The 22,556-nt window shown below is 56.5% G+C and carries 22 protein-coding genes; 16 read left to right on the forward strand and 6 right to left on the reverse strand.

The annotated features are described in order from the left end of the window. Positions 1-49 precede the first annotated feature (49 nt). Complete coding sequence (locus ACR0M3_RS00005) at positions 50-349, reverse strand: Arm DNA-binding domain-containing protein (RefSeq protein ID WP_480909093.1); 300 nt, start codon at positions 347-349, stop codon at positions 50-52. Between the two features lie 367 nt (positions 350-716). On the opposite strand from ACR0M3_RS00005, the gene ACR0M3_RS00010 reads away from it, so the two are divergent. The 4 genes from ACR0M3_RS00010 to ACR0M3_RS00025 all read left to right on the forward strand — a co-directional run bounded on the left by ACR0M3_RS00010 (position 717) and on the right by ACR0M3_RS00025 (position 6,372). Beyond that, positions 717-2,597, forward strand: a complete 1,881-nt coding sequence (locus tag ACR0M3_RS00010; protein WP_480909095.1) for a glycosyltransferase family 2 protein — start codon at positions 717-719, stop codon at positions 2,595-2,597. Between the two features lie 94 nt (positions 2,598-2,691). Beyond that, complete coding sequence (locus ACR0M3_RS00015; protein ID WP_480583676.1) at positions 2,692-3,363, forward strand: class I SAM-dependent methyltransferase; 672 nt, start codon at positions 2,692-2,694, stop codon at positions 3,361-3,363. 22 nt (positions 3,364-3,385) lie between these two features. Beyond that, on the forward strand, positions 3,386-4,438 hold the full coding sequence (locus tag ACR0M3_RS00020; RefSeq protein WP_480909097.1) for a glycosyltransferase family 2 protein: 1,053 nt from the start codon (positions 3,386-3,388) through the stop codon (positions 4,436-4,438). Between the two features lie 26 nt (positions 4,439-4,464). Then, entirely contained in the window at positions 4,465-6,372 is a 1,908-nt protein-coding gene (locus tag ACR0M3_RS00025) for an ATP-grasp fold amidoligase family protein (RefSeq protein ID WP_480909099.1), read from the forward strand. A gap of 5 nt (positions 6,373-6,377) precedes the next feature. Here ACR0M3_RS00025 and ACR0M3_RS00030 read toward each other — a convergent pair whose 3' ends face one another. Beyond that, on the reverse strand, positions 6,378-6,680 hold the full coding sequence (locus tag ACR0M3_RS00030) for a DUF6476 family protein (RefSeq protein ID WP_480565221.1): 303 nt from the start codon (positions 6,678-6,680) through the stop codon (positions 6,378-6,380). Between ACR0M3_RS00030 and ACR0M3_RS00035 the strand changes: the two genes are divergently transcribed. From ACR0M3_RS00035 to ACR0M3_RS00060, 6 genes are all read left to right on the forward strand, one after another. After that, positions 6,679-7,713: an RluA family pseudouridine synthase gene (locus tag ACR0M3_RS00035; protein WP_480909101.1), complete on the forward strand. Its 1,035-nt coding sequence runs from the start codon at positions 6,679-6,681 to the stop codon at positions 7,711-7,713. The two genes, ACR0M3_RS00030 and ACR0M3_RS00035, sit on opposite strands and share 2 nt — an antisense overlap. Positions 7,714-7,858: 145 nt before the next feature. Further along, positions 7,859-8,755 (forward strand): RNA polymerase sigma factor RpoH, encoded by an 897-nt coding sequence (gene rpoH / locus ACR0M3_RS00040; RefSeq protein WP_209504218.1) that lies wholly within the window; start codon positions 7,859-7,861, stop codon positions 8,753-8,755. 272 nt (positions 8,756-9,027) lie between these two features. Next, the gene (locus ACR0M3_RS00045; RefSeq protein WP_480909103.1) at positions 9,028-10,002 is read left to right on the forward strand and encodes a Gfo/Idh/MocA family protein; all 975 of its coding nucleotides are present in this window, start codon (positions 9,028-9,030) and stop codon (positions 10,000-10,002) included. 59 nt (positions 10,003-10,061) lie between these two features. Next, positions 10,062-10,331, forward strand: a complete 270-nt coding sequence (locus ACR0M3_RS00050; protein ID WP_480583687.1) for a DksA/TraR family C4-type zinc finger protein — start codon at positions 10,062-10,064, stop codon at positions 10,329-10,331. 172 nt (positions 10,332-10,503) lie between these two features. Continuing rightward, positions 10,504-12,114 carry a phage minor head protein gene (locus ACR0M3_RS00055; protein ID WP_480772582.1) on the forward strand — a complete coding sequence of 537 codons (1,611 nt, stop codon included), beginning with the start codon at positions 10,504-10,506 and terminating at the stop codon, positions 12,112-12,114. Continuing rightward, entirely contained in the window at positions 12,111-12,440 is a 330-nt protein-coding gene (locus tag ACR0M3_RS00060) for a hypothetical protein (RefSeq protein ID WP_480508082.1), read from the forward strand. Before ACR0M3_RS00055 ends, ACR0M3_RS00060 begins: the two co-directional genes overlap by 4 nt. A 190-nt stretch (positions 12,441-12,630) precedes the next feature. Here the strand turns inward: ACR0M3_RS00060 and ACR0M3_RS00065 are convergent, their stop codons facing one another. The 3 genes from ACR0M3_RS00065 to ACR0M3_RS00075 form a co-directional block, all read right to left on the reverse strand. Continuing rightward, on the reverse strand, positions 12,631-14,451 hold the full coding sequence (locus tag ACR0M3_RS00065; protein ID WP_480909105.1) for a M3 family oligoendopeptidase: 1,821 nt from the start codon (positions 14,449-14,451) through the stop codon (positions 12,631-12,633). Between the two features lie 85 nt (positions 14,452-14,536). Continuing rightward, on the reverse strand, positions 14,537-15,511 hold the full coding sequence (locus ACR0M3_RS00070) for an alpha/beta hydrolase (RefSeq protein WP_267364481.1): 975 nt from the start codon (positions 15,509-15,511) through the stop codon (positions 14,537-14,539). Beyond that, entirely contained in the window at positions 15,511-15,801 is a 291-nt protein-coding gene (locus ACR0M3_RS00075) for an SCP2 sterol-binding domain-containing protein (protein ID WP_209504212.1), read from the reverse strand. The genes ACR0M3_RS00070 and ACR0M3_RS00075 overlap by 1 nt, the downstream gene beginning before the upstream one ends. 69 nt (positions 15,802-15,870) lie before the next feature. Here ACR0M3_RS00075 and ACR0M3_RS00080 point away from each other — a divergent pair, with 69 nt between their 5' ends. From ACR0M3_RS00080 to ACR0M3_RS00105, 6 genes are all read left to right on the forward strand, one after another. Further along, positions 15,871-16,440 carry a tetratricopeptide repeat protein gene (locus tag ACR0M3_RS00080; RefSeq protein ID WP_480565207.1) on the forward strand — a complete coding sequence of 190 codons (570 nt, stop codon included), beginning with the start codon at positions 15,871-15,873 and terminating at the stop codon, positions 16,438-16,440. Between the two features lie 20 nt (positions 16,441-16,460). Then, positions 16,461-19,274: a helicase-related protein gene (locus tag ACR0M3_RS00085; RefSeq protein WP_480909107.1), complete on the forward strand. Its 2,814-nt coding sequence runs from the start codon at positions 16,461-16,463 to the stop codon at positions 19,272-19,274. Between the two features lie 6 nt (positions 19,275-19,280). Next, entirely contained in the window at positions 19,281-19,646 is a 366-nt protein-coding gene (locus ACR0M3_RS00090) for an RNA-binding S4 domain-containing protein (RefSeq protein ID WP_480481370.1), read from the forward strand. 66 nt (positions 19,647-19,712) lie between these two features. After that, entirely contained in the window at positions 19,713-20,051 is a 339-nt protein-coding gene (gene fdxA, locus ACR0M3_RS00095; RefSeq protein WP_170616129.1) for a ferredoxin FdxA, read from the forward strand. A 279-nt stretch (positions 20,052-20,330) separates the two neighbouring features. Then, positions 20,331-20,840: a CarD family transcriptional regulator gene (locus tag ACR0M3_RS00100; RefSeq protein WP_209504207.1), complete on the forward strand. Its 510-nt coding sequence runs from the start codon at positions 20,331-20,333 to the stop codon at positions 20,838-20,840. A 117-nt stretch (positions 20,841-20,957) separates the two neighbouring features. Further along, the gene (locus ACR0M3_RS00105; protein WP_480481368.1) at positions 20,958-21,719 is read left to right on the forward strand and encodes a potassium channel family protein; all 762 of its coding nucleotides are present in this window, start codon (positions 20,958-20,960) and stop codon (positions 21,717-21,719) included. Here ACR0M3_RS00105 and cobS read toward each other — a convergent pair. Further along, positions 21,716-22,480: an adenosylcobinamide-GDP ribazoletransferase gene (gene cobS / locus ACR0M3_RS00110; RefSeq protein WP_480909110.1), complete on the reverse strand. Its 765-nt coding sequence runs from the start codon at positions 22,478-22,480 to the stop codon at positions 21,716-21,718. The genes ACR0M3_RS00105 and cobS overlap by 4 nt on opposite strands. Positions 22,481-22,556 lie beyond the last annotated feature (76 nt).

Here is a 22,556-nt window from a genome sequence, read left to right on the forward strand (position 1 = left end):
ACTCAGCATTGGGCTGGAAAAGCCCTGTCGCATTCGAAAGGAAAGTGGCTTAAACGAGCACTTGGGGCGGCACAAAAACGGGACAGGTCCAGTGTCGCTCCTTAATTGGGTCTTTGCCACTCCGGGCGACCTTACGCCATCGTTCGGCACTGTTACGGACTTCTTTCAGGCCCACTTCCGTAAATGAACCGAGACCCATTTCGCGTCGTCTGCCGTGGATTTGGACCCGCAGAAACCATTGCCCGCCGCCATCAGCGCGTTTGTGCAGCCAAAGCCCGCCACCGTCGTTGTATTTTCCGGGAGGCGCTGTCTTTACCTTGACTGCCGTGAGTTTGTTTAGTGCAGGCATCGATCCACCTTCATGTCCACCCTGTATTCAGGGACACAGTGAAACACTTGGAGCTAAAGGGAAACAGTAAAGTACCCGCAAAGCACTGTCCTTGCGCAATTTTTTCCACGCCGGTGGATATAGGGGGACAAGCAGAAATACAGGGCAACGGTACTTCAAGGCATCTCGACCGCACCAAATCTTTTCGCATCCTGTGAAGCACGGATCAGCTTATGCGAAGCTGACTTTGCCGTTCTGGTCTGTTCTCTTGCATTGCAAATCCGTGGCCCGTAACTAAGCCAGGTGTCGGGAAGCGCGCCATGCCTCTGCAATGATGCGATTTTTCCCTTCGTCCTGAATTTGCGGGCCGTAATTGCGGGTAGGTGCGATGAGACTTGTCATATCAACGATGAAAGATGAGGGGCCGTTCATCCTTGAATGGATCGCGTATTACCTTTCGATCGGGTTTACGCATTTCATCGTTAACTCGAATGACTGCTCCGACGGCACTGACGCAATTTTGAAAAGATGCGAGGAACTGGGTTTTCTGGTGCATATCGACAACCCCGGTCCCTGGAAGCATGGGCCGCAGGCGTCGGCCTATGCGAACGCTATGGAACATCCCTGGTACGCTGAGGCCGAGTGGATTCTGGTTTGTGATGTCGACGAATTTCTCGATATCCGTGTTGGGGACGGCACGCTGGACGATCTGTTTCGTACCTTTCCACATGCAGATGGCTTTGCCGCGATATGGCAGATGTTCGGGCACAATGGGATTGTCGAGTTTGAAGACAAGTTTGTGATCGAACAATTCACATCTGCAGCAGAGTTGGGGGTGGTTACGCCGCAGAATGTGCGTGCCTTCAAATCGCTTGTCAGAAACAACGGGTCTTATCGGGCAATCAACACACACCGTCCACGTGGCCCAATCGCCGGCAAGGCTGAAAGCTTTGCATGGATCGATGGTGACGGAGATCCCTTGCCACCTGCAATGCGGCGAAACGGTTGGTCTCATTCCACGACTGGCGCGGCCTTTGGGCAGCAGTTTTTCAGGATGAACCACTATGCCGTCCGGTCCATTGAGAGTTATCTGATGAAGCGGCTGCGGGGGGATGTAAACACAACCGCGTTTCATCCCAAGATGGAGGCAACGGGACAAGCCTATTGGCACATGCATTGCTTCAACAAGGTTGAAGAATTATCGGTCCTTTCCAAATTGGACCGCCTTGGAAAATCGTATGATGAACTACGTGCGGATCGTGTTCTGGGAGATTTGCACGAAAAAGCTGTTGCTTATCACAAGCGCCGTATCTCGGAGATACGTGAAACAGAGGCCGCGCAGGGATTCATAACCCGGTACAAGAATTTTGCCGGGGGGCGATATATAAAGGCGCTGGATCTGGGCGTGATGGAAGAAGGCGATCTTTCCTTTGATGCCGAGACCTACAAAGACCCCGAAGTTTCTTTCGCGCAAGTTGCGAAATGGACGCGTTTGGGCAAGATGTCCAAACCTGAAAACTCACGACCCAATAACTATCCCTGGTTTACCCGGCTGGATTCTCTGGGAACGGCCATGGAGTACGAAGAAGCGGCGGCACAGCATGCATTAATCACTGATGCAAAACAGGTGGACTTGCCGTTCGATCCGAAGGACCCATCTTTCCTGCCGCAAGTGTCTCCGGAGGTTGAAAGAACGAAAGAGCAGCGACAGCGGTTCTTGCGGTCAATTAGTGGCAAGAAGAACTGGGTTTTGATCGGGCATGTCGAAACCGAAATCGTAGAAGAAATACTCGCATTGGATGCAGTCGCGCAATTGACAATCATCGGGCCATGGGGGCTGTCGTGGGATACGTTCGCCTGCAAGGATACAACGCAAGATAGTAATCTACAGGCCCTGGATCGCGCGTTCTATGCATTGCTGGAGTATTTCCGCGAACCGATCATTGCGGGGCGTCTGAGGGTCTACCGAGCGCTGCCGCCTTTGATGCTGAAGTTGTTTCAGGATCAAAGTGTGGGCGTCGTAATCATACGCGGCGTTCGCGCCGAGCGTGTCATGTTACAATTGTTGAACCGGATCGACAGGGTTCTGGCTCCGGGCGGAAGTATCGCCTTTACATCCTACAGGCGGGGCAAAGGGTCTTATTCCGGCATGTCTTCGGCGATTAACCGTTTTCTTGCGAGCAAAGCGAGTGACTATCGGATTACAAGCCTCGAGCCTCCGTGGCTTGGTATCGACAAGTTGCCACCACTTTCCAAAAACGACACATAGCTTCTGGTTCTTGAGGCAACGACATGTTAGCCATTGCCCAATAAACAAAACGGGTTTCGCGAGAAATCAATACCCGTCTGCAAGTGAGGTCGAGATGTCAAACGAACCCAGAGTGATCGGTGCTGTTCCCGGCAGCCAGAATAAACCGAACGCAGACAAGGCAACCAAGCGCAAGAATACAAAAGACGCGATCCGTCGTACGTTCCTGACGCGCCTTCCCAAGGGCGGGGTGGCTGTTGAGATCGGTGTCTGGCAGGGCGAGTTTTCTCCGACAATCCTGAAATTGCTTGAACCCAGTCAGTTGTTTCTGATCGATCCCTGGAAACATATTGGCGAGGAATCGCACACAACGGCGTTTGTCGGCCGGACCGAAGACGAAAAGATGGAAGCCATCTTCCAGAAGGTCGTCGCGTCCTTCGAAAAAGAGATCGAGGAAGGCAAGGTTGGCATCATTCGCGATTTCTCGGTGCCGGCATTAAAGCTCTTTGACGATGAGAGCATCTCTTTTGCCTATGTCGATGGGGATCATTCTTACGAGGGCGTTACTGCGGACCTGGAGGCGTTGTTTCCCAAGATCAAATCGGGTGGGATCATGGCGTTCGATGATTACCACCGTCGCGGCTGGTGGGGTGATGGCGTGATCCGGGCCGTCAACGAGTTTCTGGGCAAACACCCCCGTGAATTGCGTATCCGGGCAATTGCTGGTGCGCAGATCGCTATTGAAAAAATCACCCCGCAAGATGACAGCAAGAAACAGGGCGACTGAGCGTCTGGGGTGAATGGCAGCGATGAACAAGCCTGAAAAAATCCTCATCTCTGCGATGAAAAATGAGGGCCCGTATATTCTGGAATGGGTGGCTCATCATAAAGTTTTGGGTTTCGACAGGATCATTGTTTACACCAACGATTGCACGGACGGTACGAACAGAATTTTGCGCCGTCTTGAGGCCCTGGGTCATGTTGAGTTTCACAGGAACCGAGTGGGAACGGGCGGGATTCACAGATCAGCTCTGAGGCAGGCCCGCCGTTTGCCCGTCGTGAAAAAAGCCAAGTGGGTCTATGTCTGCGATGCGGATGAGTTTCTGAATATTCATGTCGGAAACCATAAGGTGGACGACCTGATTGAGGCCACACCGGGCGTGGATGTCATTTCCATTCCATGGAAGATATTCTCGAACAGCGGTCGCCATGTGTTGCGCGACGCGCCAGTGACGCAACAGTTTTTTGATGGTGAGTTGGAGTATGAGCAGGGCGGGGCGGGGCGCCGGTTCGTCAAATCGCTTTTCCGACAGGGCGAAGTCTATCTCCGCTATGGTATGCACAACCCGCATCCCAAATCCGAATTTGAGGCAGGTGTGTTCCGGTCTGTTCCCGGGGGGCACGCGAAAGAACCCGCACCTTTTGGGAATCATGTTGCACCGCCTTTTGGATTTGAGATTGCACAGATCAATCACTATGCGGTCCGCTCCACACAAGCTTATCTGGCCAAGCGCAGCCGTGGGCGAGCTAATCACTCGTCCCAGACGTTGGGAACGGAATACTGGGACCGTTGGAACAGGGGTGGCGCGGCGGATGAGACGATCCTCAGGTACAAGGACGAAGTTGACGCATTGATGGCGGAGTTTCAGTCCGACGAACGGCTTGCACGGCTGCACCGAAAAGCATTCCTGTGGCATAAGGCGTTGATCGAAGATCTTCTCAAACAGCCAGAATACAACGCGCTTTACCAGACGCTTGTTAATAAGCCGGCTGTAGAATTTGTTGCTAAAGACCGCGGATTGCACGCGCGTCTTTCGGCAGACAAGCAACCGTCTTCCAGCGAAAAACAGCCTGAATCCTGAAAAACCCGCCTTCGGAGAAACTGCATATGGCCGCGGAAAATACTCTTCCCACAATCGGAATGCTCTGGTTGGAAGGTCCTCTCAGTTTTCTGGAACAGATGTGCCTTTTGTCTTTTGTCGCGAACGGACACAGGGTCGTGCTGTTCCACTATGACGAAGTCGAGAATGTACCCGAAGGTATCGAACTGGTTTCGGCGAACGAAATTCACGAACCGCAGCGGTTCATTATGAACAACCAGTTTAAAACACCGGTTCCGCAATCTGATATTTTCAGGCTGCAGCTGATGCAAAAAACCGATTTTCTCTGGTGCGATACGGATGTGATTTCTTTGAAACCGATCCCGAAAGCGGATCATATTTTCGGCTTCTTCAATCGCAATACGATCTGCAATGCGATCATGCGGTTGCCGTCCGACAGCCCCGCGCTGAAAGCGTATACGGAATACAGTCTTGATCCATTCCCGATCCGTCCTTGGGTAGAAGGTGAGGAACGCGAGAATCTGGAGCGCCAGAAAAAGGCCGGTGAGTTGCCTCATGCCTCGGATCAGGCACACAGTGTTTACGGACCCGGTGTCATGACGTGGTTTCTGCGACATCATGGCGAGATAGAACACGCCAGCCCACCCCCGGTGTTTTACCCGTTGCCGTTTCGGCAAACGGGGCAGGCGAACGACATTCCAGCGCGGGAGTTTCGAAAAAAGTACCTTACGGATCAGACGCAGGCCGTCCATCTTTGGGGCCGTCGGATGCGTTGGTGGATTGCCAAGGGTGTAAAACGTCATTCATTTCTGGATCGAAGGCTGCGCGGTTTGGGGATCAGTCCTGCCAATGCACCTTTGCCACGCAGAGGGCGGGGCGCGCCGCAGAAAATTGAGTTTCCCGACTCGCTTCCGGATTTGCGGATCAGCAAAGAGGAAATCAGTGAGGCCACCAACGGCGTGATGTCCGTAGCTCAGGTCGCAAATTCTGAGCAGTTCTTCAAATTGGCCCAGGTTGAATTGGATAAGATAAAAGACAAAGGGCTTTATGGGGTGAATGACAAACCCCAATCGGGTCATCAGCGAGGTTGGGATCACTATGCCAATGACGCATTGCGGTTGAATGCCATGTCTATGTCATTGTCGAGGTTTGCCAACAATCAGCGCTATTTGCCTGACTTGAGCAACCCCAAGACCGTGACTGAGAAGATGCTGGTCATGAAGCTGTTTGCCGAGATGCCCGAAGTGTCGGCGGCGGATAAGTTGACGGCGGAAAGTTATATCCCAGAACCAGCCAGGAACCTTGTTACACCGGTGAAGCGCTATTGGGTTTCATCGTCGCCTGAGTTGCCGGAAGACCTCGATCTCGAGCCCGGCAGCTATTGGCTCAAATGCAATAACGGGCAGGGGCAAAACCACAGGATCACTTGGCCCATGAACACAGAAGACCGCAACCTGGCCAAGGAAAAGCTTACCAACTGGAGCAATAAACCCATTCCCCACGGCTTCTGGGCGGCAGAATGGTGGTATTCCACGATCGAAACGCGCTATTTCCTCGAGGAAGATTTGGCGGTTGAAGGTCAGGACATCATCGATTGGAAATTCTGGGTTGTCGCCGGAAAGGTCCAGATTGTTCAGGTCGACCGGGACCGCTCTCGGGGGCATGTGCAGATGATCCACGACCGGGATTTCAACTTTATCCCGAAAGAGCTGTACTTCCAGACAAGCGATGACACCGAGCCCAAGCCAGAGGTCTTTGACGATATGGTCGCAATAGCCGAAGCGGTTGGGCAACGTGTCGAGTTTGCGCGGGTGGACCTTTATGTAATTGGCGACAAGATATATCTTGGCGAAATTACGCTCTGCCCGTTTGGCGGAAAACGCAAGATGCGTACGCCTGAACTGGATGTGCAGTTGGGTGAGGCCTGGGTCGGCACCCGTCTGTTCCCGAACTGATCAGGTTACTCGACGGCGATTTCCTGACGCAGCTTTCCTGTTGTCTTGTCAAAGATCAGGACGCGGTTGTCGTCGGTCACGACCGCATACCAGTTGGACCCGATGGTCAGGGCCTGTGCCCGGGCACCGTCGGGCAGGTTGATCTGATCTGGCAAGGCAGGTGTGCGGTCCGATAGGCGGATGACAATCAGGGCGAATGTCACTAGAACCCCGCCAATCATCACCGCGGTCAGCAGCATGACCATTCGCCGCAGCAATCGCAGCTGCGGGGTTTCCTGCGGTTCTTGGGGTTCGGAAGGGACAGTCATGGGCACCCGCCAGATTGAGTTTCAGATCGCGGCTGATCCGCCGCCTCGCCTTGATAAGGCGCTTTCCCGCGATGCGCCAGACGGTGAAAACCTGTCGCGCACGCGGCTGGCGCGCCTGATCGAGGATGGCGCGGTTTGGATTGACGGAACCCGGACGCAGGACCCAAAGGCCAAGGTGTCCGAAGGGGCTCAGGTCGCCATAACTGTAGCCGAAGCGGAAGACAGCCATATCGGTGCTGAAGACATCCCGCTTGAGGTTGTTTTCGAAGACGCAGACGTGATCGTCGTCAACAAGCCAGCAGGTATGGTGGTGCATCCCGCGCCGGGCTCGCCCGGGGGTACGCTGGTCAACGCCTTGTTACACCATTGCGGTGACGCTTTGTCAGGTGTTGGGGGGGTGAAACGCCCAGGTATCGTTCACCGGATCGATAAGGAAACCAGCGGTCTTCTGGTGGTCGCCAAATCAGACGCCGCACATCACGGGCTGGCCGAGCAATTCGCAGCACATAGTGTCGAACGCTATTACCGCGCTGTGTGTTACGGGGTTCCGGATGCAAGTGATCCCCGTTTGCGAGGCGTCAAAGGTGTCAGCTTTGAACCGGGAAACATCATGCGTGTGACCACCCAGCTTGCGCGGCACAAGACCGACCGTCAAAGGCAGGCGGTGTTGTTTCATGGCGGGCGCCACGCGGTGACACGCGCGCGGGTTGTTGAAACATTTGGCACGCCTGCTGGCCTGGCTTTGATCGACTGCTGGCTCGAGACCGGGCGAACGCACCAGATCCGCGTTCATATGGCCCATGCCGGGCATGGGCTTGTCGGGGATCCGGTCTATGGTGGAAAGCGGAAACTGGCGACCAAGGCGTTTGCGCCTGCCGCCGCCGAATGCGTGTCCGGCTTTCCCCGGCAGGCGCTTCACGCTGCCGTATTGGGGTTCGAGCACCCGGTGACGGGCGAAAACCTGCGGTTTGAAGCCGAACTGCCGCAAGACATGGAGAACCTGATTGCCGCGCTTCGCGCACCGCTGACATAATAAGCAAAGTCCTGTGAGTAAGAGTTTCTTATCTTTCCTTCATGAAAGATTAATTTCAGACTGTTAGCAGCACCTCTTGAACAGGATGGGTTCTTTACCCATATCCTATGTTAAAGACTTAAACATTTGTCGGAGGGACATCATAATGGCAAATTACGCAAATCTCCCCGCGCCGACGCCCGAGGGCGGCCTGAACCGCTATATGCAGGAGATTCGCAAGTTTCCCCTGCTTGAGCCGGAAGAAGAATACATGCTGGCCAAGCGCTGGGTCGAAGAGCAGGACACAGAAGCCGCGCATAAGATGGTGACATCGCACCTGCGGCTGGCGGCCAAGATTGCCATGGGATATCGCGGCTACGGTCTGCCGCAAGCCGAAGTGATTTCCGAAGCCAATGTGGGCCTGATGCAGGCGGTCAAACGTTTTGACCCTGAAAAGGGTTTCCGTCTGGCCACCTATGCCATGTGGTGGATTCGCGCCTCGATTCAGGAATATATTCTGCGGTCATGGTCGCTGGTGAAACTGGGCACAACCTCGGCGCAGAAAAAGCTGTTCTTCAACCTGCGCAAAGCCAAGGCGCGCATCGGCGCACTGGAAGAGGGCGACTTGCGCCCCGAAAACGTCGCGCAAATTGCCAATGATCTTGGCGTGACCGAAGAGGAAGTCATCAGCATGAACCGCCGTATGTCCGGCGGGGACGCGTCTCTGAACGCCACGGTCGGGTCCGAAGGCGAAGGGACGATGCAATGGCAGGACTGGCTTGAGGATGAAGACGCCGATCAGGCCGGAGACTATGAGGCGCGCGATGAACTGGAAGCGCGTCGCGAGTTGCTGGCTGCGGCGCTGGACGTGTTGAACGACCGTGAAAAGGACATCCTGACCCAGCGCCGCTTGCTGGATCAGCCGGTGACGCTGGAGGACCTTAGCACGCAGTACAATGTCAGCCGCGAGCGGATCCGTCAGATCGAAGTTCGCGCGTTCGAGAAGCTGCAAAAGAAAATGCGGGATCTGGCACGTGAAAAAGGGATGCTGGGTGTCAGCTGACCACAATACCAGCCTGCAATAGCTGCGGGCTGGTTATTACACTTGTGCGAAGAAACCGCCTCTTCGCGCACGTGCCCGGCGCGTCCTGACAGATCATTTCCTGCTGAACGCGTACGGCCTCTATCCAGACTGTGAAGCCAAAAGAATGGCCGCAGAGCCAAAGCTATGGTACTGCAAGGACGCGTTTCAATTCGATGACGGTGTGACAGGTCGATCCTGCGGACCTCGCAGGGGAGCGAACCCTTTGGGTTCGAAAATCTATGGAGAGCGTGATGCAAAAACCGGTTCAGTTTGGCGTGTTGGGGGCCGCGAAATTCGCGCGTGAATACATGGCACCGGCGATACATGCCGCCAACGGGGCGCGACTGGCTGCACTGGCGACGTCAGACGCGGCAAAGGCTGAACCGTTTTCGTCTTTCTGTCCCGATCTGAACGTGTTCAAAAGCTATGATGCGCTGTTGGCGGACCCTGGTATTGATGCGGTCTACATACCACTGCCCAACCATCTTCATGTGGAATGGAGCCTGAAAGCGCTGGATGCCGGCAAGCATGTGCTGTGCGAAAAGCCGATGACTATGAAGGCGGACGAGTTTGACGCATTGATCCAAAAGCGCGACGAAAGCGGCTTGCTTGCCGCCGAGGCGTATATGATCGTGCATCACCCCCAGTGGCAACTGGCACGTAAACTGATTGCGGATGGTGCAATCGGCAATCTGGTGCACGTAACCGGAGCGTTCAGTTTCGACAATCGGGCAGATACCCAGAATATTCGTAACCGCGCTGAAACGGGCGGCGGCGGATTGCGTGATATCGGGGTCTACGTGATCGGTGGAGCCCGTTTTGCAACGGGGCAGGAACCGGTGTCGATACAATCAGCCATCCGTTGGCAGGATGATATCGACATCTTCACCGAAATTCGCGCGCAGTTCCCCGGTTTTACCTACTCAAGCTACGTGTCCATTCGGATGCATCCTCATCAGGAGATGGTGTTTCACGGGGACAATGGCCTGATCCGCCTGACAACTCCGTTTAATGCGCGTGTGTTTGGTGAAGCCCGGGTCGAGTTGCATCGCCCGGGGCTTGAGGTGCTGGTCACCCGGTTCCCTGGAGCAGACCATTACAAGCTTCAGGTCGAGGCCTTCTGCCGCTCGGTCAGGGAAGGGGTAGAGTATCCCTGTCCGCTGGAGTTTTCTCGGGGGACGCAAGAGGTGATTGACCGCGTGTTCGACGGCGCAGTTTCGCTGTAACTTGCCCTTTGCGCGCGGGCTCGGCTATCCTTTTGCTTACGTTTAGCAGGAGATGACCCATGGCCGGAGGCTGGGCGCGCGACGGCGCAGTGAGCGAACAGATCGAAGCGTCGATTTCGGATGAACTGGCGCGGATGCAGGCGCAAAAGAGGCCTGTTGGTGAAAGCCTGACCCATTGCGCCGAATGCGAAGAGCCGATCCCTGAAAAACGCCGCGTTGCTTTGCCGGGCGTGAAGCTGTGCCTTGAGTGCCAGCAGGAACGCGATGGTGCGTTCAAGGCACGTGGCGGCGTCAATCGGCGGGGGTCGAAGGACAGCCAGTTGAAGTGATCTCAGGTGCGGCTGCTTTGAGCCTATTTTGTCGGATGCTGCGTCGTGCATGAATGTCTGGCTCCAATGCAAGCAGGATGCGTTGCTCTCCGCAAAAAAGTTGCGAACGGTAGTCTTGGGCTTTGTTTACCAATTGTGAATAGAACATTTCCGGCACGTTTTCGGAGATTCCATGCAACACAGTTTCAGCCACTTCTTAAGGCACGGCGGTGACGGCAAGTACGAGATCGCGCAGCGACACGGTCATCTGATTGGCCGCCGCGTAGGATTATCGCTCAAGTCGACATTTCCTAACTACACAGCTCTACGGGCCGATTTCAGCGAACGCCTCGACCAGGTGATCTCCGAAAACACTCGGATGCTTCTGAACGCGCTGACCCCGCCTGACACAGTGCCAATTGTCTCCGAAGCTGAATTGCGGGATGTGTCAGATGCAAAGTCAGAAGCGCTCGACGCCTGGGACGCGCGTCTTGAGAGAATATTCGGCGAATACCAAAACCATCCGCAACGGTTGCGGCCACTGCGCACAGACATGGAAGAACGTCTCGTTCGGGCTTTTGCGGGAGTAATAAATCGGCTTCGGCAGGAAAGCTTGGGGATTCAGCAATACATCTGGCGCTCGCGAGATGATGCCAAGGTGCGCGACAGCCATGCGGCCTATGACGACCGCGTTTTCCGCTGGAACAATCCACCGGAGGGCGGGCATCCCGGCGAGGCACACAATTGCAGGTGCTATGCCGAGCCAGTGCTGCCGGGCGTTCAGAGCAATGTGGTACTCGCTGACTTTGCACCCACGGCAAATGGTGTCCCCGCTCTCGATCTGACGGAGGCGATGCGTGGCTTGCGCGCTCTGACGGGCGTCGGCGCGGCGCTTCTTGCGTCTGATGCGCTGCAAAACTGGACGCAAGCCATGCGTGATAGGCGCGTGGACGATGCTGGCGCGCGACTGGGGGTCGATGTAACAACTGTCGAAGGTCGCCTGGCGGCGACAGCCTATGCCCTCGTGCAGGAAGGGATTAGCACCGGCGAGTATCCGGTCCTGCCCAAGACCCCCGAATTCGCACGAATAGGGGCCGAAGCGGCAGCGCTTTATGAGTTGCTAAATCCCGGCACCATTCTTGATACAGGCGTTGGCGGTGATCCCGCGAAACAGCGCGCTTTGCAGGATTTCATCGCAGCCGCCGGGGCAGCGTTCGCGCGTGGTGAACTGCGGCTTCAGGATGGGGAACTGGCGCAAGGCTGGGTCGAAGTCTTTCCTGAGCTTGCGGAGGATGAACGCCGCTTGGGGCAACTGCCGGGTTTCACTCCGGAACGGGTCGAGCAATGGCTTGAAACCTATCCGATTGAAGAGCTTGGCCTGCCGAACCACACCGGATCGCCAATTCCTGATGATCCGACCGACAACATTGTCTCAACGCCGATCCCGGAAGAGGCGGGGCCGAATATTGTCGAAGCCCGACCTGGGGCCACAACGACACCTAGCGGCAACAGAATTCTGCCCCACGGTGGCAAAGGGGGCGGGCGAGAATATATTGGCCTCAAAGGCCACGATGTTGAGCAAATTGACGAGATCATCGCCAATCCTCGTCCAGATCTGAGCGGTATCGTTGAAGGGCGCGGCAGATACAAAGGGCAGGATATGACCCTGTTGACAGGCCAGGATGGCCATTGGGTGCTTCTTGACCCCGATGGTAACGTCTTCGCTGTAAGCAATCGTAATCTGCCGCTTGGGCACAAAGAGAACCAACCGGACGACATCATCCGTCCTCTGGAGGAGCAATGAATACACGGTTTGAAGACCTGATAGAGCAGGCACAAACAGGGGCAGGCACTGAATGGATTTCCGAAGCCGAGCTTCTGGACTTCAACGAATATCTTGCCACACGCGGCTTTGGCATTTCAAGAATGGAGGTCGCACAGGCAGCCGGTGGGACCGTCAAGCGAAATTTCGGCTACGGCATCTTGCCTGCCCCAATCGGCGACGACCCCGAACACTGGCTCAATCATTTCGATCCCCAACGTTCCGCCGCATATGTTCGCGAAACTGTTCAGTTTGCCAAAGAAGACGGCGCCCTGTTCGACTACAAGGTTTGGGCCGAGCAGCCTTAAATCACCGAGAAGCTTGGTCAAAAAAACATACGTTTCTGCCCTGCCAACCCTGAGCCGCCATTGGTGCGATCGCAGAGAAACGAGGCTTTGTCCGCTTAGCGGGCATTCAGGAGCCCCTTGGGCGTGACATTGCCAGGCATGGCAGGTTATTTCAGCAAGGCAGATGCCGCCACCCTCTGTCGAGGGCGTCTCAGCCCTCCATCGCCTCCAGCTCGTCAATGAAGCCAGAGATCATCGACAGGCCTTTATCCCAGAACTTGGGATCGCTGGCGTCCAGGCCGAACGGGGCCAGCAATTCCTTGTGGTGCATTGAACCACCAGCGCGCAGCATGTCGAAATACTTGTCCTCAAACCCATCCGCGCCGCTTTCGTAAACGGAATAGAGCGCGTTCACCAACCCGTCGCCGAAGGCGTAGGCATAGACGTAGAAGGGCGAGTGGACGAAGTGCGGGATGTAAGCCCAGAAAGTCTCGTACCCGTCCATGAATTCAAATGCGGGGCCAAGGCTTTCGGCCTGAACGCTCATCCACAGGGCGTTGATGTCATCCGGGGTCAGCTCGCCCTCGCGCCGGGCGGCGTGCAGCTTGCATTCAAAGTCGTAGAAGGCAATCTGGCGGACCACCGTGTTGATCATATCTTCGACTTTGCCGGCCAGCAGTACCTTGCGCTGTTCCGGGGTTTCGGCCTGGTCCAGCATCTTGCGGAATGTCAGCATCTCACCAAAGACTGAGGCGGTTTCCGCCAGTGTCAGCGGGGTGGATGACAGCATCTCGCCCTGACCGGCGGCCAGCACCTGATGGACGCCGTGACCCAGTTCATGGGCAAGCGTCATCACATCGCGCGGTTTGCCCAGATAGTTGAGCATCACATAGGGGTGGACATCGGTGACCGTCGGATGGGCGAAGGCCCCCGGCGCTTTGCCCGGTTTCACCGCCGCGTCGATCCATCCTTTTGAGAAGAAAGGCGCCGCGATTTCACCCATCCGGGGGTCAAAGGCATTATACGCGTTCATCACCATCTTTTGGGCCTCTTCCCAATTCACGATACGCGTGTCTTCCATGGGCAGGGGCGCGTTGCGGTCCCAGACCTGCATGACGTCCAGTCCAAGCCACTTGCGCTTCAGCTCATAATAGCGATGGCTCAGCTTGGGGTAGGCGGCCACGACCGCCTCGCGCAGGGCCTCGACCACCTCGGGCTCGACATCATTCGACAGGTGACGCCCGGTCTGAGCGGTCGGCATCTTGCGCCAGCGGTCGACGATTTCTTTCTCTTTGGCCTGCGTGTTGTGAACGCGGGCAAAGGTTTTGATATTGTCCTGAAAGACCGAAGCCAGCTCACGCGCCGCGGCCTCACGTTTCGCGCGGTCCTGTTCCGTCAGCAGATTCAGGGTGCCTTCGATGTTCAGTTCTTCACCGTCGACATGAAAGGCCAGTCCGGCAATCGTTTCGTCGAACAGACGTTCCCACGCGTCGCCGACAACCCCCAGATCATGAAGGAACTTTTCCAGTTCATCAGACAGCTGATAGGGCTTCATTGCGCGGATGCGACGGAACACAGGTTCGTAGCGGGCGAGATCCGTGTTCGCCGCAAAATGCGCTTTCAGAACAACGTCTTCGATCCGGTTGATCTCGAGCGTGAAGAACACAAGCGGAGTGGTGAAGATCGTGATCTTTTCCTGCATGTCCGACAGGAATTTGGCGCGCTCTGCATCTGTGGTCAGTTGATAATAGCGCAGACCGGCAAAGGACATGATACGCCCGGCGATGGCGTTAATCTTTTCGTTGCGATGCACACAGGTCAGCAGGTCTGCGGCCTCCAGACCGGCCAGCTTGCCTTCGTAATCAGCAGCAAACGCGGCACATTCACCTTCCAGCCAATCCAGATCGCGCGCTAATTCGGGTGCGTCTTCCGAGGTATAGAGATCGCTCAGATCCCATTCCGGAAGATTGCCCAGATTGCCGGAACCACCGGTTGCGTTCGCGTCACGGACAGGGAAGGGAAGGTTGCGCATGGGTCACCTTTAGTAGACTGCTTTTGCAAACATCTAGGGCTGGCGCGCCCGGATCACAAGCGGCCAATCCCAAAGGTGAAAAGGTTTACGAGGAAACCAGCTTGGAAGCGCCATTGGCCTGGTTGGCCAGAAAATGCGCCGCGATCTGGTCCAGAACAGGCCCTCGAACCTCGGGTGCTTCCATCAGCACCTCGTGTTCACCATCCGGAATTTCGATCAGCGTTCCGTTGGGCCAATTGGCCATGCGCGCACGAATTGCCTTGCGGTCCACAATTTGCTCATGGCTGCCCAAAAATGTCAGGCACGGAGTTTTCGGGGCGGGCTGTTCCATCAACCATGCACATTCGTCCAGCGACTCGCGCAGCCACAGGTTTGAAGGGGCACCCAGCGCGAGTTCAGGATGTGCGTTCAACTGATCCTGCATCATCCGGTACATGTCCGGGTCACGGGTCAGCATATTTCCCTCGAAAGGTTGCGACAGAACATAGCTTTTGAGCGTTGTGGTGGGGGGTGTGCGCTCGCCCAGGCCAAGTGCTGTGCCCCAATAGGCTGTCACGCGGCTTAGGGGTTTCATGACCGGAGTGAAGAAAATTCCCCACATAGGGCCCGTGAAGGCACATGCGGCAAAGCAGCCATTCTCGATGACGGCACGCAACCCGATTGCACCGCCCATCGAATGCCCAACCACGTACCACGGTTTCGGCAGGTCCAGCGCGCCTGCAAGTTTCAGGGTGACCTGAACGTCCTGCTGGTAATCGGTGAACTGATCGACATGTCCGACCCGAGCATCGTCCAGCAACCGATCTGCAAGACCCTGACCGCGCCAGTCGACGGCCAGCATGGCGAACCCACGCTCTACGAATTCGCTGGCAGTATTGCCGTATTTTTCAATGTATTCCGTGCGTCCCGGAAACATCATGACAGTGCCATGTGCCTTTCCGTCCGGAAGCCAGTGAGCAACGCGGATGCGTTTTTGATCCGACGTCGTCAACCAGTGGGCCTTACCACCGGCGGGGCCGCCGGCCACGTCTTCAAACAAAGGGGCCGGCGAGAACTCCATCAGGCCAGTACCGATGCCAGCTTCATGGCAACACCCATGTCGCCATCAATGCTCAGCTTGCCGGACATGAACGCACCTGTCGGGTTCAATTCACCGCTGAGGATTTGTTCGAACGTGTCGGCATCCGCGCTTAGGGTGACATCAGCATCATCGTCGCTGACCCGCGCGCCGTTGGAATCCAGGACAATGGCACCCAGATCGGCGATATCAAACTTGGCCGAGGCATCAAACGCGCCGCCTTCCAGTTTTTCATTCAAAGCGGCGGCTGCCTTTTCAAGTGTCTCACTCATGTTTTTCCTCATATTGTTAGTGCGCCGTGAATGGACATCCCCGGTCGCAACGCTACACTGACTATTGTTATGAGCATTGCAATCCACAATCTCAAAGGTACCGTCGCGGCACTTTTTGTCCTAGTCACGATTTCCTCCACTTGCCTTGCGCAACAGGCGGATTCACGGGACGAGGGCGAATTGCTGCAACAACTTGCCCAATCGACGCCCGAGCAGGCCATTGCCCTGGATCGGCAGTTGCAAGTTCTGTGGGCCCAGTCCGGTTCAGCATCGGCCGATCTGCTACTGGAACGTGGCCGCGAAGCGTTGGATGACGGTGACGTAGGTGCGGCACTGGAACATCTGACCGCCCTGACGGACCATGCGCCCGATTTTGCTGAAGGCTGGCACCTGCGCGCTTCGGCCTTTTTCGGGATCGAACGGTTTGGCATGGCCGCTGCCGATCTGGAACATGCCCTGACCCTGAACCCCAACAATTACGAGGCAATCTATGGTCTGGGCCTGATCTTTGAGATTATCGGACAACCCGACAAAGCCTACGACGCCTATTCACGGGCATTGGCTATACATCCCCACCACGAAGAAGTAACCAATGCGGTGAATCGACTGAAGCCGCAGATCGACGGCGCAGCGCTGTAAGGTCCGGGCAGGGGGCAAAGGTGAGCGGGTCATCCCGAATAGTGGCCGTATTGGGCCCTACGAACACAGGTAAAACCCATTACGCAATCGAACGGATGCTGGGATACCGCACAGGTGTCATCGGTCTGCCGCTGCGTCTGCTTGCGCGTGAGGTCTATGACAAGATCGTCGCCATCCGCGGGCCATCGGTTGTTGCTTTGGTTACCGGCGAAGAGAGGATCGTGCCGCCCCGGACTCAGTATTGGGTCTGCACGGTCGAGGCGATGCCCGAAGGTATGGGTGCGGATTTCGTGGCGATTGATGAAATCCAGCTGTGTGCCGATCCCGAGCGCGGCCATGTCTTTACAGATCGCCTGCTTCGGTCGCGCGGAACAAACGAGACGCTTTTTCTTGGTTCTGACACGATGCGCGGCCCGATTGCGGCGCTGGTGCCCGAGGCGCAGTTTGTCCGACGCGAGCGGATGTCGCAGCTGGTCTATTCCGGTTCGAAGAAACTCAGCCGGATGCCGGCCCGCAGCGCTATTGTCGGGTTTTCGGTTGAGAATGTGTATGCCATCGCGGAGCTTCTGCGCCGTCTGAAAGGTGGCGCGGCGGTGGTCATGGGTGCCCTCAGCCCGCGGACGCGGAATGCTCAGGTGGAGCTTTATCAGAATGGCGAGGTCGATTACCTGGTCGCCACAGATGCCATCGGTATGGGCTTGAACCTGGATGTAAACCACGTTGCATTTTCATCCCTGACCAAATTCGACGGGCGGCGGATGCGCCCGCTGGCCCCGAATGAGCTGGCCCAGATCGCAGGCCGGGCCGGGCGTGGCATGTCGGACGGCACCTTTGGCGTGACCGGCGAGGCGCCGCCGCTGGACGAAGGTGTCGCGCAGGCAATCATGGACAGCCGGTTTACGCCGATGAAAAAGTTGAACTGGCGGAATGCCGCCCTCCGGTTTGGCTCGATTGACGCGCTGATCAGCTCGCTTGAGGTCAGTCCGAGTGACGAACACCTGATCAAAGCCCGCCCTGCTGACGACCTGAATGTGTTGAAATCGCTGTCACAACAGGCCGAGATTGCCGCCCGTGCAAGTGACGGTCCATCCATCCGATTGCTGTGGGATGTGTGCAGAATCCCTGATTTTCGCGGCATCAGCCATGCAGAGCACGCCAGCCTTCTGGAAGTGATCTATGGCCACCTGCACGAACGCGGCAGTATTCCTGATGATTTCATGGCCCGGCAGATACGGCGGATTGACCAAACCCATGGGGATATCGATGCGTTATCCAAAAGGTTGGCATATATTCGCACCTGGACATATGTTGCGCAACGAAACGGTTGGGTGCGTGACGAATCACATTGGCGTGACGAAACGCGCACTGTAGAAGACAGGCTGTCTGACGCACTACATGAGCGACTGACTCAAAGATTTGTGGACCGGCGTACATCGGTTTTGTTGCGGCGGCTCAAGCAGAAGGAGGCCCTTTTGGCCGAAGTAAATGACAAGGGTGAAGTGACCGTCGAAGGCGAATTCGTCGGTCGTCTGGAAGGGTTCCGGTTCAGCCCGGACAAAAGCGCGCAAGGAACCGAGGCGAAAGCGCTCAAATCGGCATCTTTGCAAGCACTCGCGCCGCAATTCCATCTGCGTGCCGATCGCTTCTACAATGCGCCCGATACCGAAATTGATTTCACCGATCAGGGCGGCCTGATGTGGGGCGAATATGCCGTTGGCAAATTGGTTGCCGGGGCCGAACCTCTCAAGCCCGTGGTCGAGGTTTTTGTGGACGAAGCCGCCGGTCCGGATGTTGAACAGAAGGTGCGGCGCCGGTTGCAGCACTTCATCGACCGCAAGATCGCTGCGCTGTTCGAGCCATTGCTAAATCTGTCGCGCGATGAGGAACTCAACGGGCTGGCCAAAGGATTTGCCTTCCGCATGGTCGAGGCGCTGGGTGTTCTTCCGCGCGCCGGTGTCGCGCAAGAGGTCAAGGATCTGGATCAGGACGCCCGCGGCGCCTTGCGCAAGCACGGTATCCGGTTTGGCCAGTTCACCATCTTCATGCCGCTCTTGCTGAAGCCCGCACCGACGCGTCTGCGCCTGGTGTTGTGGGCGCTGTATGGCGGTTTGCAGGAATTCCCCGAAGCACCGCCTCCGGGGTTGGTAACAGTGCCGGTCGCCAAGGATGCACCGCAGGGTTACGATACCATGTGCGGCTACCGCGATGCGGGCGACCGATCGATCCGTATCGATATGCTGGAACGTCTGGCGGACATGCTTCGTTCGGAAGATAGCCGTGGCGGGTTCGAAGCCAAGCCGGATATGCTGTCGATCACTGGCATGACGCTTGAACAGTTTGCAGACCTGATGCAGGGGCTCGGCTACAAAGCCGAGCGCGGCGAGCGTGACAAGGTCAAACCGGCCCCGGTAGAGCAGCCTGAGACAGAGGCGGCTGAACAAGCCGTTATCGATGAGACGCCAGCACCTGACACGGCCTCAGAAGAGGTCGCCGCGCCAGCCGAGGCCACCGAAAGCACTGAGGCGACAGCCGAGGCCGTCGCAGAGGGTCAGGTTGCGGAACCTGCGTCGGATGAACCCGAGGTTGAAGTGTATTACACCTTCACATGGGGTCGCCAGCGCCAGCCGAACCGTGGCCCGCGCCGCGAGCCGGGGCAGGGTAAGGGGAAACCACGGGGCAAACCGCAGGAGGGCCGTGGCAAACCGCATGGCAAGAAGGGCGGAAAACCGCAAGGAGCCAAGACCTTCTCGTCACGTCCACCGAAGAAGGAAAAGGCCATTGATCCCGACAACCCGTTCGCCGCAGCGCTTATGGGTCTAAAGGACGGCAATTGACGCAAGATGGCCGAGGCCAAACTGCGAATTGACAAATGGTTGTGGCAGGCGCGGTTCTTCAAGACCCGCAGCCTTGCCGCCAAACAGGTCAGTGGTGGCCATGTCCGGCTGAATGGAAACAGGGTGCTGAAACCGGCGCAGGCCGTGGTCCCCGGTGACGTTCTGACCTTCTCGCAGGGCCGCATTGTCCGCGTTATACGTGTGGAAAAACTGGGGGAACGCCGCGGTCCGGCGCCCGAGGCGCAAACGCTGTACTTTGATATGACCGAAAAGCAGGAAGCGCCTCCTGTAAATCCGGGTTTCGAGGGAAAAGGTCGACCAACCAAGAAAGATCGACGCGCTATTGATCTTTCTCGCCCGGAAGATCACTGATCCTGTCTTGAAGAGCGGGCCAGACTGAATTAGCTAGTCGCTCAAACCGCAAACAGGAATCCGACCATGACCTATGTAGTCACCGAAAACTGTATCGCCTGCAAATACACCGACTGTGTCGAAGTGTGTCCGGTGGACTGTTTCTACGAAGGTGAAAATACGCTGGTCATCCATCCTGACGAATGCATTGACTGCGGCGTGTGCGAGCCCGAGTGCCCCGCCGACGCGATCCGCCCCGATACCGAGCCGGGTATGGAGGAGTGGGTCGAGTTCAATCGTAAGTATTCCGAACAATGGCCGGTGATTGTCACCAAGAAAGACCCGCTGCCAGATGCGGAGGAGCGTGACGGTGAAGAGGGCAAGATGGAGAAGTATTTCTCGGAAGCGCCCGGCGAAGGCGGCTGAGTGATTCGTTCCAAGCGGCCTGTTTTGGCATAAAGACCGCGGCACAACCTGTTGAATGCAGGTTGAATATGATAAATTCCCGTAAGGTAAACTTTCGGGCGTCGTAAATTTGTGATATACTACACCTACATGATGACCGAGATTGGGATGCGCTCCGTAAGTATGCTCACTTTGGAGTTCTGAATTTGTGACAATATCGCCGCCTGACGGGGCTGAGACAGTCCCCGCATGTGGTGCTTTTGTTGTCCGTGTCCCGTCCGCAAGCAAGGAAGAAACTGAATGACAAAGTCGAAAAAGCTCGAGTTCCGCCCGAACGACTATGTTGTCTACCCCGCCCATGGCGTGGGCCAGATTATCTCGATCGAGGAACAGGATGTCGCGGGATTCTCGCTTGAGCTGTTCGTCATCTCATTTGAGAAAGACAAGATGACGCTGCGCGTGCCGACCAACAAGGTGACCGAATCCGGTCTGCGGTCGCTCAGCTCGCCCGATGTGATCAGTCAGGCGATGAAAACGCTGAAAGGCAAGGCCAAGGTGAAACGCGCCATGTGGTCCCGCCGTGCGCAGGAATATGAACAGAAGATCAACTCGGGTGACCTGATCTCGATCGCCGAAGTGGTCCGTGACCTGCACCGCACCGATGATCAGCGCGAGCAGAGCTATTCCGAGCGTCAGCTATATGAAGCTGCCTTGGAACGTCTGACCCGTGAGGTCGCGGCTGTTTCAGGCGCTGGCGAGGTGTCAGCTGCCAAGCAGGTTGACGAGGTTCTGACCTCACGCGCAGCCTGATCGAAGGTACTTTGACAAAACGGGCCGTTCCAAATTTGGGGCGGCCTTTTTCGTGGCTTGGTGAATTGTTCAAGTGGCGCTAATTTCACTGTGTATGCAGCAGATTACCGGACGCACATGAAGCAGACTGTGAAATACCTGTACATCGGACACGACCCTGTTTCGGTCTGGTTTAGGTATGCGCTGATCCTGTTCGATGTTGCGACAATCATTTTCTTTGTCGGGACGGCGCACATCCCGCATGGGCCGGGCTTAACCGTTGCAAGCCAACTGGTCGGTGTGCTGATTTTTCTGGATTTCTCTGCGCGGCTCTGGATCTCAAAAGACCGCTGGAGATTTTTGCGCCAGATTTACACAGTGGCGGATATCGTGGTCATCCTCTCGCTGGTGCTTGATCCGTTTTTGACAGGCAACCTCGCTTTCCTGCGGATTTTACGTGCCCTGCGTCTGATCCATTCATATCACCTGCTCTGGGATCTGCGGCGCGACAGCCGTTTTTTCCGCACGCACGAGGACGCAGTTATTGCGGCGATCAACCTGCTGGTCTTTGTTTTTGCCACCTCGACGGCCGTTTTGGTATTTTTTATCCCCGAAGACGCGCAAACGCCTTACATAGACGCGCTGTATTTTACCATGGCGACGCTCACCACGACCGGGTTTGGCGACATCACTTTGGTCACACCGGGCGGCAAAATGTTTTCCGTCTTCATTATGGTCGTTGGCGTAGCCTTGTTCGTCCGGCTGGCGCAGGCGATTTTCGCGCCACAGAAGGTCCGCCACAAATGCCCCAGCTGCGGGCTGTACCGGCACGACCCCGACGCCGTGCATTGCAAACATTGCGGCGATACGTTGCGAATTGAAACCGGGGGCGCGTCTTAGATCTGGGCGCTGATGGTAAGCAGAAATGTGATTTCCGCCAATTGTTGTGATGCGCCCAGAATGTCTCCGGTTTGACCGCCGATCTTGGTCTTCGCGACGAGCCCCAAAACAGCGACGATCAAAGCCGCGAAGAGTATCGCGGTAAGCGCCAGACTTCCGCACAAGCTGTAAGCGACCAGAATCGCGATGCCCACAGCGATACAGGCTGATCCTGCGCCGGGGGTGCCAACTGAATGGCTCAGGCCCGACTTTCTGGCGTTTGGAAGAAGAACCATTAGAGCTGGCATCAGGGCGCGGGAAAATACGCAAGCTGCAACAACCATCCAGATCGGACCAACAGCCAGCATGGTGGAAATCGCGGATATTCGTAAAATCTGCGAGATCATCAAGGCAAGCACGCCGTACGTTCCAATCTGGCTGTCCTTCATGATCTCCAGCCGACGTTCAGCGGTGAAACCGCCCCAAAGCCCGTCGAACGTGTCGGCCAGACCATCCTCGTGCATAGCGCCCGTCAACAGGATCAGTACCGCGACCAGCAACGAGGCTGCGACAAACGGGGGCAGTTGAAACCCCATCGCCAGCCAACCGGTCAGGCATGCCAGCCCGCCAACGACCAGCCCAACTAGTGGAAATGCCCATACCGATTGTGCCTGCCGGGCAAACACGGCTTTGGGCAAACGGGGCAGGGGCAGGCGGGTCAACAGCACCAGGGCCAGCGGAACATCCCACAGGGAAAACGGTTTGGTGTCGTTTTTTTGCACGCCCGTGCCTTTCGGGGTCTTGTTGGTTTCGATCCTTCGGTTAAACACGCAGGACCACTCTGATGCAATGAGGCTT

This window comes from Ruegeria sp. O5, assembly GCF_056535105.1.